At 71.0% G+C, this 15,249-nt stretch carries 12 protein-coding genes; 3 read left to right on the top strand and 9 right to left on the bottom strand.

Features of this window, described 5'->3' with window-relative positions; all coding sequences use genetic code 11:
- Positions 1-260: 260 nt before the first annotated feature.
- Positions 261-644 (bottom strand): hypothetical protein, encoded by a 384-nt coding sequence (locus D7X12_RS29350; protein ID WP_120628563.1) that lies wholly within the window; start codon positions 642-644, stop codon positions 261-263.
- A gap of 164 nt (positions 645-808) precedes the next feature.
- Here D7X12_RS29350 and D7X12_RS29345 point away from each other — a divergent pair, with 164 nt between their 5' ends.
- Positions 809-1,843, top strand: coding sequence for a serine hydrolase domain-containing protein (locus D7X12_RS29345; protein WP_244224850.1), 1,035 nt, complete (start codon positions 809-811; stop codon positions 1,841-1,843).
- A 165-nt stretch (positions 1,844-2,008) separates the two neighbouring features.
- Positions 2,009-5,620 (top strand): serine/threonine-protein kinase, encoded by a 3,612-nt coding sequence (locus D7X12_RS29340; protein ID WP_120628561.1) that lies wholly within the window; start codon positions 2,009-2,011, stop codon positions 5,618-5,620.
- Here the strand turns inward: D7X12_RS29340 and D7X12_RS29335 are convergent.
- Complete coding sequence (locus tag D7X12_RS29335) at positions 5,586-6,032, bottom strand: hypothetical protein (RefSeq protein ID WP_120628560.1); 447 nt, start codon at positions 6,030-6,032, stop codon at positions 5,586-5,588. The genes D7X12_RS29340 and D7X12_RS29335 overlap by 35 nt on opposite strands.
- Before the next feature lie 463 nt (positions 6,033-6,495).
- Here D7X12_RS29335 and D7X12_RS29330 point away from each other — a divergent pair, with 463 nt between their 5' ends.
- Positions 6,496-6,885 carry a hypothetical protein gene (locus tag D7X12_RS29330; RefSeq protein WP_120628559.1) on the top strand — a complete coding sequence of 130 codons (390 nt, stop codon included), beginning with the start codon at positions 6,496-6,498 and terminating at the stop codon, positions 6,883-6,885.
- 12 nt (positions 6,886-6,897) lie between these two features.
- Here D7X12_RS29330 and D7X12_RS29325 read toward each other — a convergent pair whose 3' ends face one another.
- The 7 genes from D7X12_RS29325 to D7X12_RS29295 form a co-directional block, all read right to left on the bottom strand.
- The gene (locus D7X12_RS29325) at positions 6,898-7,758 is read right to left on the bottom strand and encodes a GNAT family N-acetyltransferase (RefSeq protein ID WP_244224849.1); all 861 of its coding nucleotides are present in this window, start codon (positions 7,756-7,758) and stop codon (positions 6,898-6,900) included.
- Between the two features lie 124 nt (positions 7,759-7,882).
- The gene (locus D7X12_RS29320; protein ID WP_120628557.1) at positions 7,883-8,815 is read right to left on the bottom strand and encodes a TolB-like translocation protein; all 933 of its coding nucleotides are present in this window, start codon (positions 8,813-8,815) and stop codon (positions 7,883-7,885) included.
- Between the two features lie 102 nt (positions 8,816-8,917).
- On the bottom strand, positions 8,918-9,697 hold the full coding sequence (locus D7X12_RS29315) for a LytR/AlgR family response regulator transcription factor (protein WP_120628556.1): 780 nt from the start codon (positions 9,695-9,697) through the stop codon (positions 8,918-8,920).
- Positions 9,694-10,746: a sensor histidine kinase gene (locus tag D7X12_RS29310; RefSeq protein WP_120628555.1), complete on the bottom strand. Its 1,053-nt coding sequence runs from the start codon at positions 10,744-10,746 to the stop codon at positions 9,694-9,696. Before D7X12_RS29310 ends, D7X12_RS29315 begins: the two co-directional genes overlap by 4 nt.
- Positions 10,747-10,798: 52 nt before the next feature.
- Positions 10,799-12,391, bottom strand: coding sequence for a DUF1501 domain-containing protein (locus tag D7X12_RS29305; protein ID WP_120628554.1), 1,593 nt, complete (start codon positions 12,389-12,391; stop codon positions 10,799-10,801).
- A gap of 10 nt (positions 12,392-12,401) precedes the next feature.
- Positions 12,402-13,406: a hypothetical protein gene (locus tag D7X12_RS29300; protein ID WP_120628553.1), complete on the bottom strand. Its 1,005-nt coding sequence runs from the start codon at positions 13,404-13,406 to the stop codon at positions 12,402-12,404.
- A gap of 1 nt (position 13,407) precedes the next feature.
- The coding region (locus D7X12_RS29295) for a hypothetical protein (RefSeq protein ID WP_208719358.1) at positions 13,408-15,249 on the bottom strand (1,842 nt) is incomplete at its 5' end.

Genomic DNA, 15,249 nt, shown 5'->3' with positions numbered 1-15,249 from the left:
ACGGGGGACACGGCGGTGGGCTTCGGGTGGTTCATGGGGTGTGGGCTCCTGGGTTGCGAGCCATCCCATTGCGAGGCGGGTGCCACGGCCGCCGAAGCCCCCTTCACGCCCGGATTCCGGCAGCTTGCGCGCGGGCAGGGGCCTCAAGCCGCCAGGGTCGCGCGGCGAACGTGCCAATCCTGGCACGCGCGCTCATGCTCCCCTGGAGACACGCCTGTCACGCCCCCTCGGGGGCTGCTGGCTGGAATGAGAATGAGCGGTCAGCGCACGAAGCCCGCCACGGGATTCTCGAAGACCTTGCTCACGACGTTCATCGTCCGCAGCCACGCGTGCGCGTCTTCTCCCAGCTTTCCGTAGACCCGCACGTCGATGGGCTTCGCGGCGCCGAGGAGGGCCTTGAACTCGGGCCAGCCGGAGATCATGCGGATGTGGTCCATGACCTGGCTGGCGTTGGCGAACGTGATGACCGCGCCTACTTCCGTGTCACCGGGGCGGCCATAGAACCGCACGCCGAGGAGGGTGCTCACGCCCTCGGTCTCCAGCCGCCGCGCCGCGGCCTCGATGATGGCGGTGAAGACCTCGAAGGGGGCGGTCAGCTCGAGCACCTCCACGAGGGTGATCTGCTCACGTGCAGGCTGGTTCATGTCTTTGCTCCTTCGCCGGGCTTTCGCTTCTGCATAATCACCGCATGAGGCCAGGAGCCATGACACTCCCCCCGCTTGCCACCGTCGTACTCCTATCGCTGGTCGTCGGCTGCGCAGGGGGGACCGCGGTCACACGTGCGCGTTCACTCCCGGACGCGCGTGCCGTGGACGCGCTCTTCCGCGACTACGACGGCCCGGAGCGCCCCGGCGCGAGCGTCGTCGTGATTCATGAAGGGAAGGTCGTCCTCCGCCGGGCCTACGGCCTGGCCGACCTGGAGAAGCGAGCACCCGCCACGCCTGAGAGCAACTACCGGCTCGCGTCGCTCAGCAAGCAGTTCACCGCCACGGCCATCCTGCTGCTGGTCCAGGACCGCAAGCTCCGCCTCGATGACCACGTGGTGGACGTGCTCCCCGGGTTCCCGGCGTCCCTGAAGGATGTCCGCGTCCACCACCTGCTCCAGCACACGTCGGGCATCTGGGATTACGAAGACTTCGTCCCGGCCACGCAGACGGTGCAGGTGAAGGACCGCGACGTGCTGGAATTGCTCTCCCGCACGGAGCGCACCTGGTTCGCGCCTGGAACGGCGGTGCGCTACAGCAACTCCGGCTACGCGGTGCTCGCGCTCATCGTGCAGCAGGTCAGCGGGATGCCCTTCGCGCGCTTCCTGCACGAGCGCGTCTTCGTCCCGAGCGGCATGCGTTCGTCCGTGGCGCATGAGGACGGCGTCTCCACGGTGGTGCGCCGCGCGTATGGCTACGCCGTGGACCGGGACGGCTTCATCCCCAGGGACCAGAGCCCCACCAGCGCCGTCCTGGGCGACGGCGGCATCTATTCGTCCGTGGACGACCTGGTGGCGTGGGACCGGGCGCTGGATTCGCATGCGCTCGTTAGCGAGGAATTGCAGAAGCAGGCCTGGACGCCGCCGACGCTGCCGGGCGGCACGCCCTCCCGCTATGGCTTTGGCTGGTTCGTGGACAACGACGGCGGGCGCCAGCGGTTGTCCCACCATGGCGAGACGTCTGGCTTCACCAACGCCATCGTGAAGTATCCGGAGCAGCGCCTCACGGTCATCGTCCTGACGAACCGCGCGGGCGGTGAGCCGTGGACGCTGGCCCAGTACCTCGCGGACCCGTGGCTCGGCCCGCCCGGGAACCCGGGCTCCACCTGGCCGTTCGTGACCCTGCCCAACGCGCACTGACCCGCGTGGAGCCACACGGTCCTCGACGGCACGTCGGCGGCCCGCCGCGCCCTTCGCATCCCCGGGGGATGGCGTCATACTCGGTCCCGTCGGGGGGTTGCTCACAATGACTGACATGGGCCTGCCCGGCGCACGCCGCTCCGCTCCTCACGAGGACCCCTGTCGATGAACCGCGACCTTGAGACGGAGCTCCAGCTCGCCATCCATGAGGGGCTCCTGCCCCGGGAGGAGGCGGCGGCCCTGCGGGAGGAGGCCCGGCGCCTGGGACGAAGCCCGCTGGAGCTGCTTCGTGAGCGGGGCGTCCTGTCCGAGGAGACCCTCGCCTCGCTCTTGAGGGAAGGCCCCTCGCATCAAGCGCCGCCGAACGTCCATCCATCGCCCACCGAGGAGACCGCCAGCCTCGACCCTGCGCGGGCCATCAAGACGGTACCTGCGCGGAAGGCCAGCGTCCCGGCGTTCCCCTTCCCAGGGTGGGACCGGTACCAGCCCGTGCGGTTCCTCGGGCAGGGCGGGATGGGGCGCGTGTTCCTGGCGTGGGATCCGCGGCTGCGCCGTCAGGTGGCCCTCAAGTTCGTCCGCGACGACGAGGAGGCGCACACCCGTCGCTTCATCTCCGAGGCGCGTGCCCAGGCCAAGGTGCGGCACGAGCGCGTGTGCCAGGTGTACGAGGTCGGCCACGTCGACGGGAAGGTCTTCATCGCGATGCAGTACATCGACGGCGAGCCGCTGAGCGCCCTGGTGCACGCGCTCTCCGTCGAGCAGAAGGCGCTGGTGCTGCGCGAGGCCGCCCTGGGAGTGCATGAGGCCCACCGCGTGGGGCTCATCCACCGGGACATCAAGCCCTCCAACATCATGGTCGAGCGCGCCGAGGACGGAACGCCCCGGCCCTACGTGATGGACTTCGGGCTGGCGCGGGACTGGAACGATTCCCTGACGGCCACCGGCGCGGTGCTGGGCACGCCCCACTACATGGCCCCGGAGCAGGCGCGCGGGGAGGTGAGCCGGCTGGACCGCCGCGCGGACGTCTACAGCCTGGGTGCCAGCCTCTACTTCCTCCTCACCGGGCAGGTCCCCATCCCGGGAGAGAACGGCCTGGAGGTGCTCACCCACATCCCCACCGTGGAGCCGAAGGCGCCGCGCCTGCTGGAGCCGGGCCTGCCGGCGGACCTGGAGGCCATCGCCCTCAAGTGCCTGGAGAAGGACCGCGCCGACCGCTACGACTCGGCGCGCGCCCTGGCGGAGGACCTGGAGCGCTTCCTCTGCGCGGAGCCCGTGCTGGCGCGCACCGGCTTCGGGTACCCGCTGCGCAAGCGGCTGCGCAAGCACCGGCTGCTGGCGTCCGTGAGCGGCGCCGGGCTGCTCGCCGTCACGGTGGCGCTGGGCTGGGGCGCCCTGGCCCGCAGCGAGGCCGCCGAGCGCGAGCGGATCGCCCAGCGGTTCACCGAACTGGTGGAACACATCGAGTCGGGGGTCCGCTACTCCGCGCTCTCGCGCCTGCATGACACCCGCGAGGACCGCCGGGCCCTCCAGGCGCAGATGGCGGAGCTGGCGGCTGAAATCGAGCGGGCGGGTCCGCGGGCCCTGGGCCCCGGGCAATACGCGCTGGGGCGCGGCCACCTCGCGCTGGGAGACGAGGCGAAGGCGCAGGAGCTGCTCGAGTCCGCGTGGCGCAATGGCTTCCATGCTCCCCGCGCCGCGTACGCGCTCGCGCTGGTGACGGGGCGGCGCTACCAGCAGCAGCTCCTGGAGGCGCAGCGGATCCGTGGCCGGGAGCTGCGGGAGGCCTCCACGCGTGACGCCGAGCGCCTCTACCGCGACCCCGCGCTCGCGTGGCTCAAGCAGAGCGAGGGCGCGCAGGTGCCCTCGCCGGAATACGTGGCCGCGCTGGTCGCCTTCTACGAGGGCCGCTTCGATGAGGCCCTGGCCCTGCTGGAGGGCGTCAGCCGCAGGCTGCCCTGGTTCCATGAGCTGCCCATGCTTCGCGGCGGCATCCTCGAAGCCCGGGCCTTCCAGCGCTGGAACCAGGGCCAGCTCGAGGCGGCTCGCGCGGACCTGGAAGCGGGGCGCAAGGACTACGCCGTCGCCGCCGCCACCGCGGAGAGCGAGCCCGCCGTGTACCGGGCCCTGTCCCGGCTGGAGAACGGCGCGATGGTGGTGGAGCTGTATGGGAAGGGGGACGTGATGCCCGCCTATCACCGGGCCCTGGACGCGCTCTCGCGCTGCCTCACCGTCCTGCCGGATGATGCTCCGTGCCTGGTGCGCAGGGCGCGCCTGCACCACCGGCTGGCGGAGTTCCGACTCAACCAGGGAGGCGATGGGGCGGAGCCGCTCGCCAGGGCCATCGAGGCGGCTCAACGCGCCCGCACCGTGGCCCCCGCGCTCCCGGACGCCACGCTCAACCTGGCGCGGAGCACCTGGCTCCAGGCGAGCTCCCGCTTCGAGCGGGGCGAGGATCCCCGCGAGCTGCTCAAGAAGGCCGCCGCGTTGTTCGACAGCCTCCGCGTGCCGGACCGGGACCGCGCCTTCTACGGGGACTCCGGCCTGGTCTTCACCACGTGGGCCGACTACGAGGATCAGCTGGGCGCGGACTCCCGGAGCAAGCGGGATCAGGCCATCCGCGCCTATGAGGCGGCCATCGCCCTGGACCCGCGCATCCCGGAGGACTGGATCAACCTGGGCAGCGCGCTCTTCTCCCGGGCGGTCCTCCCGCGCAACGCGGAGGCGGATCAGGACCTCCAGAAGGCCGCGGAGGCGCTGGAGAAGGCGCGGGCCCTCAACCCCCAGCACGTGGTGCCGTACTTCTATGCGGGCCAGGTGCACGAGCAGCAGGCCCGGCGGCGGCGCGGTCGCGGCGAGGATCCCCGGCCCGACCTGGAGCACGCCGTGGAGCAGTACCGGCGGGGGCTCGCCATCAACCCGCGCATCCCCAACCTCCACAACGGCACCGGGGTGGCGCTCCTGCTGCAAGCCGAGGAGGCCTGGAGCCGGGGAGGGGATCCGCTGCCGGTGCTCGAACAGGCCCGGGCCGCCTTCGAGCAGGCCATCGCGGTCGCGCCGGGACAGGGCTTCGCGTATGCCAACCTGGGCTCCCTGCTCGCCCGGCGCGGTGGCTACCTGCTCGCGCGGGGCGAGGATCCCCGCCCGAGCGGGCGCGAGGCCCGGGAGGCCTTGAGCCGGGGCCTGGAGCGGATGCCGGGCGCCGCGTGGCTCCGCTGTCTGGCGGGCGCGGTGCACGTCCTCCAGGCCCGCTTCGAGCTGGAGCACGGACGGGATCCCGGGGCCGAACTCACGGCGGCCCTGGAAGCGCTCCACGCCGCGCTGGAGAAGAACCCCCGGGACGCGGAGCCGTGGCTGCAATTGGGCAAGGCGCAGGCGCTCCAGGCCCGCTGGGCGGCGCTGCGCGGGAAGCTTCCCCCCGAGGCCCTGACCGAGGCCGCGAAGTCCTTCGAGCAGGCGCTCACGCTGTCACCGGATGAGCCGGAGTATCGCCTGGAGGCCGGCCGCTTCTACCAACAGTGGGCTGATCCGCTGAAGCTCCAGCGGGGCCTGGAGCTCGCCGAGCAGGTCCTGAAGGCCCGGCCGGACTGGCCCGTGGCCAGTGCCCTGCATGCCAGCCTTCGCCTGGCGCTGGCTGAAACGGCCAGCGCCGGGGACCCGCGCACCGGTCGGCGTCAGGCGCTGGAGGAGCTGACCCAGGCCCTCACGCGCAATCCGAACCTCCGCCACGAGTGGAGCGGCCTGCTCACGGCTGATGGGAGCGCTGGGGCCGCTCCCTGAGCTGCGAAAGCCTTCCGTCGCCCAGGTCGCCGGACACGTTGATCTTCCCGGAGGAGGTCGGCTGATCCCTGGCGGCGTTGGAGGTCCCGGAGTCCTGGGCCGCCTGGGGCAGGGATTCCGGAACCGTAAAGCGATACACCAGCAGATGCAGCCCCTTGGCTTCGGGGTTGATCAGGCTGGCGAAGCAGGGGAAGACGTAGCAGGTCACTCCTTTTTCACGGAGTTGGGCCACGGGGCTCATCTTGAGATCGATATCCTCCTGCAACGTGAGGACGCAGACGGGAGGCAGCGAGCCGTCGTTGACCTTGACGTTGAAGGTGAAGCTCGATCCGCTTGGCAGGGTGAGCGTGGGGGTCGGCGGGGGATTGGGGGTCGTGAGGTCGACTTCGATGATCTGTGGGCTGCCGGTCATGGTCCGCTCCAGGTCTTCCCCAGGAGTGTTCCTGGGGCACTGCTCTTCGATTCCAGGCTGCCCCGGCAGAAGGGGACCGGGGGCGTCGGGCCTGGAAGACGCGCACTGAAGCACACCGGTCCGTGACCGGCGGGCCATTCAAGGCCTTTGCCTGTCCTGGGATGACCCTCTGCCGGCCGGTCCAGGCTGAAGGAGGAGAACCACATGCGGCGTGTTCCATTCGGCTTCAAGGGTGGGGTGTGCACCCTGCTTCTGGTGTTGGCGAGCGCACCGGTCGCGGACGGGGCCGAAGGGGCGGGTGACGCGCTTGCCTGGGGAAGGCTGCCCAACAACCTGCCGCTGCCCAACCCGGGAGGCTTTGGCGCGTCGTACAGCACCGCGGGCTTCGTGGACCTGACCGGTGAGTACTTCACGCCGCAGGGCACCAATGGCCGTCATTGTGGCACCTGCCATGAGCCCTCGGATGGGTGGAGCCTCCGCCCCGCCACCATCCAGCGGCTGTCACAACGCCGCCAACAACGGCCAGAACGTGGAGGGCCTCCTGTTCGACGTGCAGGCCTCGTCGCCTGCCTTCAGGAAGGCGGACATGGCGGTCTACACGCTGCGCAACACCGCCACGGGTGAGACGCTCCAGACCACCGACCCGGGCCTCGGCTTCGTCACGGGCCGCTGGGCCGACCTGAACCGCTTCAAGACGCCGAACCTGCGCGGGCTCGCCGCGCGCGCTCCCTACCTGCACAACGGCATCGTGGGCTCACTGCCCGGCGTGGTGACCTTCTACGAGCAGGCGCTCGGCTTCGACTTCACCCCACGGGAAGAGGAGGACCTCGCGGCCTTCCTCAACGCCCTGTAACGCCCGCGGGCGTCACGTGTGCGCCATCACGGGGAAGCGGTGGGGCTCGCGCGACGGGGACAGGTCGCGCACGAACAGGTCCGCTTCCAGGTCCTCGCCGGCCTCCGTCGCCTCCGGCCACCAGCGCTCCGGGGTGAAGCCGAAGTGGATGGAGCGGATGGGACGGTCAATCAGGCGGGGAATCCACGCGCGCAGGTCGAAGGGCCCATGGGCGAAGACGTCATCGAGGTACAGCGTGTCGCCCTCCACGCCCGCGAACACCCACGCGTCGTCCCCCAGCCGCCGCAAGGGCCGCCCGAACCCGCTGGCCGGCTGCCAGGTCGCGATGGTCGAGTAGCCACGCGCGCCAAAGCGCTCCGTCACCGGGAGCCCGTCGCGGGAGAGCGCGGCGAGGCCCGCACGCACCGCCGCATCCTCCGGGTCGAGCGTGGGCGCCGGTGGGCCGTGAGGCACGGCCTCGTGCCCAGCGGCGAACAGCGTCTGCTTCCAGGGCTGGAACCCGAAGCGCGGATAGAACTGACGCACCTTCGGATTGGCGAACAGGATCACCGGCTCGGCGCCACAGGCCTCCAGCGCGGCCTGCATCACCCCGCGCGCCAGGCCCCGCCCCCGGTGTGAGGGAATGCACCCCACGGCGCCCAGCTGCCAGCCCCGCACCTCCTGCCCCTCCAGGAGGAGCCGCATCCGCATCACCGAGGCATTGGCCACCACGCGGCCGTCCTCGAGCATCGCATACGCGCGGTAGTCGTCGTTCCACTCGCCCCACGCGCACCAGCGCCGGAAGTCGGCACGGCCGAACACCTGGGGCACGTAGTCGCAGAACGCGGCCTGCAACCCGGTGTCGTGAGGACCGACTACAACGATTGGTGGCATGGAGTTCAGACCCATGCGTGGACTCTCGCACGGGATGAGCGCGCCGGGTCAATGCTCGCTGGACTGTCCCGGTTGCGTCGCGGGCCCGAACCGCGAGGTCCGGCCCGCGACGCCCTGAGAGGGCTCAGCGCCAGAGGCAGCGCGTGTCGACCCGGTAGAAGTCCGAGTCCGTGAAGGGGTCCCACGTCTGCCGCACGAAGTAGATGTGGCCCAGGTCGCGCGTCACCAGCGGGTGGAACTCATCCTTCTCCGTGTTCACCGCGGGGCCCAGGTTGACGGCCTGGGTCCAGGTGCCCGCGATGTTGAAGCTCAGGTAGAGGTCCCCCAGCCCGTAGCCCCCGGGACGGTTCAGCGAGGCGAAGATCATGACGTGGCCATCCGGGGACACCCACGGGTTGTACTCCCACGAGTCAGGGGTGTTCACCCCGGGGCCCAGGTTCTCCGGGGCGGTGTACTGATTGCCCTGGCGCCGGATGCGATACATGTCGAAGTCCGTCTCGAACGTGCCGCTCGCGAAGTAGACCGTGCCGTCGCGGGTCACGGACGGGTACAGCTCCTCGCGCGTCGAGTTCACGAGCGGGCCCAGGTGCTGGGGCTCACCCCAACCGCCCTGGACGCGGTGCACCACCCAGAGGTCGGTGTCCGCGCGCTCGGGGGCGCCATTCACCGGACGGGTGGACGAGTAGAACAGCGACTGCCCATCCGGCGAGATGAACGGATCCGAGTCCCTGTACGTGCCGGAGAACGACACCACCTCGCCGGGGCCGAAGCGGCCGTTCTTCAGGTGGGTGACGTAGATGGCCTGGTGCGGCGGCGTCGCCGAGTCGACGTGGTAGTACGCCGTCTTCCCGTCCGCGGACAGCGCGAGCCGGTACTCCGAGCGGTCCTCCAGCGAAATCTCCCCGGGGGCGAAGAGGCTCCCGCCCGGCTCGCACTGGGGTCGGCTGAAGGACTGGAGCTCGGCGTCGAGCTCCTGGGCCCCGGCGGTGCCCGACACGGTCACCGCGGAGACGGCGAGCAGGAGGTTGATGGACCACTGCCTGGCGAAACGATGCATGTGCATCTCCTTTGTTGAAGGCACCGTCGCCCGGCAGCGGCGATGCGGTCCAAGGAGATGTGACGAACCGTGGAGGGTCTGGGACGAACGGTGGAAGGCCGCCTACGTCGGCAGCTCCAGCGCCCGCTGCACCTGCGCGCGATAGCTGCGGCCCGACGTCAGCCGGGTGCCATCCCGCAGGATGAACACGTACTCACCGGGAGGCAGCGGCTCCACTTCCTCGATGCGATCCAACCGCACGATGAGCGACCGGTGCGCGCGCAGGAACTGCTTCGGGTCCAGCTTCTCCTCCAGCGCCGCCATCGTCTCGCGCGTGAGGTGCGACTGCTTCCCCACGTGCACGGCGACGTAGTTCCCCTCCGCCGTCAGGTAGTCGATGTCCTCCACCTGGAGGAAGCGCATGCGCCAGCCCACCTTGGCCACCAGCCGCGTCACATAGGGCGCGGCGGGCTTCGGGAGGGTGAGCGACTCCAGCCGCGCGAGCAGCTCCGAATCCAGGCTGGACGGCGCGGCCCGCCGCCGGTCGCGCGCCCGCGCGAGGCTGGTGCGGAAGCGCTCGCGGTCGAAGGGCTTGAGCAGGTAGTCGAGCGCGTTGGCCTCGAACGCCTGCACCGCGAACTCACGGTGCGCCGTCACGAAGATGACCGCGGGCGCGTGCCCGGGAGGCAGCGCGCGCAGGACGCCAAAGCCGTCCTGCCCGGGCATCTGCACGTCCAGGAGGACCAGGTCCGGCCGCTCGGAGCCAATGGCCGCGATGGCTTCGTTGCCGTTGCGGCACTCGCCTACAAGCGCCATGTCGGGCGCCTCGGCCAGCAGGTCCTTCAGGCGCTGGCGGGCGAGCGGCTCGTCGTCGACGATGAGCACGCGCAGGGGGGCGCTCACGGGGAGGGCTCCGTGCGGAAGGGGATGGCGAGCGCCACCGTGGTGCCTCCGCCCACGGCATCCCGCAGCTCCAGCCGGTGGGCGGCGCCGTAGAGCTGCAGCAGGCGCTCGCGGGTGATGCGCAGCCCCCGGCCGCCTCCAGAGCCCCGGGAGACGTCCGCCGGGCTCTCCTTGAGGCCGAGGCCGTCGTCCCGGACCTCCAGGTGCAGCTCGGGGCCCGCGCGCCGAGCGACGAGCGTCACCGTCCCCGGTTCGGTGCCCGGCGCGATGCCGTGCTGGATGGCGTTCTCCACGAGGGGCTGGAGCACCAGGTGGGGGACGTGGGCCGCGAGCGCATCCTGCGCGATGTCATGCTTCACCGTGAGCCGGTCCGCGAAGCGCACGCCCTGGATGTCCAGGTAGGGCTGAAGCGAGCGCAGCTCCTCCTGGAGCGACACCTCCTCCGTGCCCGCGGCGTCGAGCGTGCCGCGCAGCAGGTCGCTCAGCTGGGAGATCATCCGCTCGCTCCCGTGGGGGTCGCGGTGCACGAGCGCGGCGATGGAGTTGAGCGTGTTGAAGAGGAAGTGCGGGTGGAGCTGCGCCTTGAGCGCGTGCAGCTGCGCGCGGGCCAGCTGGGTGTCCCGCAGTTGGAGCTGGTCCGCGTAGTAGACGGCGTTCGCGACAACGAGCACGGTCAGGTAGACGAACGGGTTGACGAGCAGCGCGTGCGAGAGCACGTCCGTGAAGACGGGGCGCTGCGCATACCAGCCGACCCACGGGTCCAGGCCGAAGATGGTCGCCGCGCGGATGAACGCGATGACGACCGCGCCGGCCACGTGGAGCGCGACCCGCGACGCCCAGCGCTGGCGCTCGATGGGGAAGCGCAGCCCGAAATAGAAGATGGCGACGGTGGGCGGGACCCAGAGGAGGTGGGACGTCATCGACGACAGCAGCGCGTGCCGCCAGTCCATCCCCCGCACGGAGTGGTCTTCGCTCGCGGCGGACAGGCCCGCGAGCGTCCAGTAGGCGAGTGCCGCCGCCCACGCCTGCCAGCTTCTGCGACGTCCCATGGCGCGGCACCATGCTTGATGCCGCGCCATTCTTCAACGAAGGGGGCCGTGCTCAGCTCTTCACGACCCCGTCGAAGACGCCGTAGCCACCAGGGATGAAGAAGTCCTTCCCCGGCTCCAGCCCGAAGGCGTTCATCACCGTCGCCGCGATGTCCTGCGAGCGCGGGGCGCGCGACACCCGCGCCCCGTCCTCCTCCACCAGCGCCACCGGCGTCCCCATGGGCGAGCCGTTCATCGTCTCGTCGTACCCGCCGAGCATCTGGTTGCCCTGGATGCCGCCGCCCACCAGCAGGGCGCACGTCGCCGGGTGGTGGTCGCTGCCCTGCTTGGGGAACGTCCGTCCGAAGTCGCTGTAGACATACACGAGCGTCTCATCCAGCAGTGACCGGGCCGGGTCGGACTTGCTGGGCGTGAGGCTCATCTCCAGACACATCCGGCCCACCATCTCCAACGCGATGCGCAGGTGGTTGGCGTGCTGCTGGGGGCCCGTCGAGCTGTGGGTGTCGAAGGAGAAGTTGGCGAAGCTCGACGCCCGCAGGTTCACCGACGTCACCAGGTCGGACTTCAACAGCCGCAGCGCGAAGTCATAGCTGCCCATGGACGCGCCGGTGCCGCACGAGTCCGCGACGCCGATGCACGCTGACCAGTCCACCGGGTAGCTCGCGTTGTTCTTCAGGTGCTCCCACGACGGCGTGTTGCCGAGCACGGAGAGGATGTCGCGGCGCACGGTCCGGCTCGCGCCCTTGTAGGTGTCATAGAGCTGCTCCATCAGCGCGTCGGTGCCGCTGGAGGAGAGGCCGCGCTCGGCGCGCAGGGCCTTGAGGATGGCGGCGTCCACCACCGTGGCGGGCACCGTGCCCGGGAGGGCCGAGCCGTCGAAGGCGAGGTCCGGCACGTCGGTGCGCGTGCGCAGGCCCTTCCAGGCGCTGTCGCGCTTGTCGGACAGCGTGGGCTCCACGGAGGACGCGGAGCGCAGCACCGTCGGGTTCGCCAGCGCGGGCAGCCCGAACGCGTTCGGGAGCTGGCCTCCCAGGCTGACGTTGGGGATGGGCCGGTCGGGGAAGCGGCTGGCCATGGCGTTGGCGATGACGGCCTGCACCGCCGGGGCCCGGAAGCTGGAGCCCGCGACGCCGCACATGCTGGCGACGATGCCGCTCGTGTGCGCGGCCGTGTTCTGGTCCGCCCCCACGAGCAGCGCGGCCTTCTCGAAGAGCCGGTAGGTGGGGTCCGCCCACGCATAGCCCCAGGGACGGTAGGTCTGCTGGTTGTTCACGACGGGGTTCAGGCCCCGCGTGTCGGCCGGGTTGGCCCAGTTCCAGTAGATGGGGCCCCGAAGCCTGCGCGCCGGCCCGGGCGCATCCAGGTCCACCGGGGAGCGGTCGAAGTTCTCCACCTGATCCGGCAGGTAGCCCCAGGGGATGATGCCGCCCTGAGCCGGGGGGATGAACTTCGTGATGCCCGCGCGCGACAGCGGGGCGAAGAAGGACTCCCAATGGAGGCCTCCATCCAGCCAGATGCCGAGCAGCTTGGTGGGGCGTCCCGTGACTGGCGCGGCCGAGGCCGTGGACAGTCCGTAGCGCGCCATGAGTCCCATCTGGGTGGCCCCGAGGGCCAGCTCGAACAGCCTGCGACGTGAGAGCTTCATGGTTGCCCCTTCAGTAGAAGATCCAGTGCGGGTGACGGATGAAGTACGAGCACACGCCCACGTAGGCGGGCTCGGTGTCCGTCGGTGTCGAGAGCGGCACGAAGACGTCCGCGTAGAGCGCGTCCACCTGCGCGTCGGAGAAGCGCTCCCCCAGGAAGTGCAGGGACCAGCGGCGCAGCGTGGCCTTCACGTCCACGGGGTCCGCGGTGCGCTTCGTGCCCGCGGGGAAGAGCGCCACGTTGCCCACCTTGCCAAGGGCCATGCGGCACCACCGCTGGGAGACCTGCGTCAGCGTGAGCGCGAAGGTGGGGGACGTGCTGCGGTCCGGTGAGGTCTGGTTCATCACGGAGCCGCCGCCCAGCCCGTAGAAGCGCTCGGAGGTGGTGTTCTGCCGGGGGGCGGGCACGGCGTCCGGAGGCTGGAGCGGGTAGAGGTCGTCACCGCGGGACTCCGCCATCGGGATGCCGTACTCGCGCGCGACGTTGAAGAAGTCCTCATGGACGAGCCCCAGCTGCTGGTACAGCGCCCGCTGTGCCTGGGTCGCGTTCATGCGGGTGATGCGCGGCGCGGCGGGGTCGGGGCGCGCGTCACGCTGCTGCGCCGTGAGGCCCTGGATCCACGCGCGGACCTCCGCCACGGGCAGCGTCGCCGTGCCTTCGGAGACGAGCTGCGCGTAGGACTTCTCACCAATGGGCATCTGCTTGAACGCGCCGTTGCCCCGGCCCTCCAACAGCCGCACCAACTCGCTGTCGTCGGGGCTGCCCGCCTTCACCAGCCGGGCGTCGGACACCATGAGGCTCTGGAACGCGTCCGCGGAGGCGAAGTAGCCGCGCGTGCCCTGCGCGTGGCAGCCCTCACAGTGCGGCTTGAGGCCCTCCATGACGCGCAGGGTTTCAGCGCTGGCCGGCGTGCCGCAGGCAGCCTGCCCCTGGACGACGGGCGGGGACGCGGCGCCGTCCTTGCCGCACGCGAGCGTTACGGGGAGTGCCAGCAGGAGGAGTGTGAAGTGCTTCATGTCAGCGCCCCCGCCGGAACAGGTTGGACTGGGTGAGTGATTTGACGAACGGGCGGACCTTGCGGCCTCCCGCGAGGAAGCGCTCCACCTGGTCGTCCAGGTAGCCCGCCTCGTTGGCCGGGTCGATGTCGCGGCCCATCACCTGCGCATGCAGGTGGCGCACGACGCAGCGATCAAAGGCCCCCGCCGCGACGATGAGCTTGGCGAAGCCGAGCGGGCCCACCGTCCCATCCCCCTGCTGTCCGAGCAGCGTCTGCTCCGGCGGGAGGAAGTCGATGAAGATCGCCTCGTGGTTCATCTGCTCCTGCGCCTCGGTGACGGGCGTGAGCTTCGTGTCGGTCGCGTACCAGCGGTTCCAGTGGCTGAACGGGTCGCCGCCGTAGGGGTACGCCCCCGTGCGCCACCGCACGGGCCAGTGCCACTCCGTGCCCACGCCGGGCATCAGGTACTTCGCGCCGTAGCCCTCGAACGCCGCGCCCGCCTTCGCGAAGCGCTTGAAGTGGATGGCCGCGGGGTCGAGCCGGCTGTGGCAGTGCTGGCAGGGCCCTTCGGTGCCGGGGTCGCGGCGGTACTCGTTGAACTTCAGGCCCAGGGGCGGAGCGAGGACCTCGCAAGCCAGCGTCTCCAGGGCCCGGGCGCCGCGCACGCGCTCACGGGGGTAGCCCGCGAGGAAGCCCATGCTGGTGAGCATGCCCGCGGCGGGGATGCCGCGCGAAGGGCCGGCCTGGGTGCGCGGGTCGTAGCGGTAGTCGCGCTCGGCGAGGAGGAAGGGATTGCGCGCGGGGACCTGGTACTCGCGCCACGCGAAGGGATCCGTGGGCGCGTGTTCGGGGTCCACCGCCGCACCGGAGAAGCGCGACGGGCGCCACCAGGAGTCGTCGTCGAGCAGGGCCGCCGCGCCGCCCGCGAGCCCCTGCATCACATACGCGGCCTGGAGGTTGGTGGGCGCGACGGAGTAGGTGCCGAGGATGAGGTCCGTCACCGGCCGGTCGTGCCACGCGAGGTGGGCGAAGAGGCGGGCGGGCTCCTCGGAGACGAGCCGCCGCTGGCCCTGCTCGTTGTAGTGCAGGTAGTCCTCGAAGCCGACGTACTGCTGGAAGTCCGCGTGGCAGCGCACGGCGTTCGGGCCACAGCCGCAGGTGCCCTCCGGCCCGGCCGCGGCGCAGGTGACGGCCACGGGGTGGCCGCTGACGCTGATGGTGCCCTGGGCCGACGTGTTGGCCGCGACGCCCACCATCGTCACCGCCGTCCCGGGCGCCCACCACGGCTCCAGGACGGTCTCCTCGACGGGCGAGCCATCCGTCTTCAAGCCGGTGCAAGCCTCGTTGTCGCCGCGGAAGTACTTCCAGGCGCCGGCCTTCGCCGTGCCCGCCGCGCACTGCTGGAGGGCCCGCTGCTGCTGCACGCCGTACTCCGGCGCGTCGGCGGTGCGCGGGGTGAGCGGGATGTTGAGCCAGTCGCGCGCCTGCTCGAACATCGTCCGGTAGAAGATGGGATGCCCGAGCGTCTGGTCGACGAAGGCATCCACGAAGGCCCGCTGCGCGGCGTCGTCGCCCGCGGCCTCCAGCGCGGCGAACTCCTCGTCGGTAGGCGGCGTGCCCCGAAGCGCGAGCGACGTCCGCCGCAGCAGTCGGGTGGGAGCGAGCAGGTCGTTCTTCTCGCCCGCGTCGGTGCCACCCGACGTCGTGGGCTCCTCACAGCCGGCGTCCGTCGAGCCCGAGGGATCCACGGGCGAGTCAGGCGTCCCGCCCACCATGCCGGTACAGCCCGTCCACACGGTGAGTGCGAGGGCACACCAGACAGCGCGTGGCAGGAGTGCGGGCCCGCGACGGGGGGCGGGGCT

The sequence above is a fragment of the Corallococcus sicarius genome, assembly GCF_003611735.1.
Lineage (GTDB): Bacteria > Myxococcota > Myxococcia > Myxococcales > Myxococcaceae > Corallococcus > Corallococcus sicarius.
This window is presented reverse-complemented; position numbering and strand designations above follow the sequence as displayed.

What these genes read in the sequence shown, in the direction of transcription:
- D7X12_RS29350 (WP_120628563.1), bottom strand. Translation starts at nt 644, where the DNA reads ATGAACCAGCCTGCACGTGAGCAGATCACCCTCGTGGAGGTGCTCGAG.
- D7X12_RS29340 (WP_120628561.1), top strand. Translation starts at nt 2,009, where the DNA reads ATGAACCGCGACCTTGAGACGGAGCTCCAGCTCGCCATCCATGAGGGG.
- D7X12_RS29335 (WP_120628560.1), bottom strand. Translation starts at nt 6,032, where the DNA reads ATGACCGGCAGCCCACAGATCATCGAAGTCGACCTCACGACCCCCAAT.
- D7X12_RS29330 (WP_120628559.1), top strand. Translation starts at nt 6,496, where the DNA reads ATGGGTGGAGCCTCCGCCCCGCCACCATCCAGCGGCTGTCACAACGCC.
- D7X12_RS29325 (WP_244224849.1), bottom strand. Translation starts at nt 7,758, where the DNA reads ATGCCACCAATCGTTGTAGTCGGTCCTCACGACACCGGGTTGCAGGCC.
- D7X12_RS29320 (WP_120628557.1), bottom strand. Translation starts at nt 8,815, where the DNA reads ATGCATCGTTTCGCCAGGCAGTGGTCCATCAACCTCCTGCTCGCCGTC.
- D7X12_RS29310 (WP_120628555.1), bottom strand. Translation starts at nt 10,746, where the DNA reads ATGGGACGTCGCAGAAGCTGGCAGGCGTGGGCGGCGGCACTCGCCTAC.
- D7X12_RS29305 (WP_120628554.1), bottom strand. Translation starts at nt 12,391, where the DNA reads ATGAAGCTCTCACGTCGCAGGCTGTTCGAGCTGGCCCTCGGGGCCACC.
- D7X12_RS29300 (WP_120628553.1), bottom strand. Translation starts at nt 13,406, where the DNA reads ATGAAGCACTTCACACTCCTCCTGCTGGCACTCCCCGTAACGCTCGCG.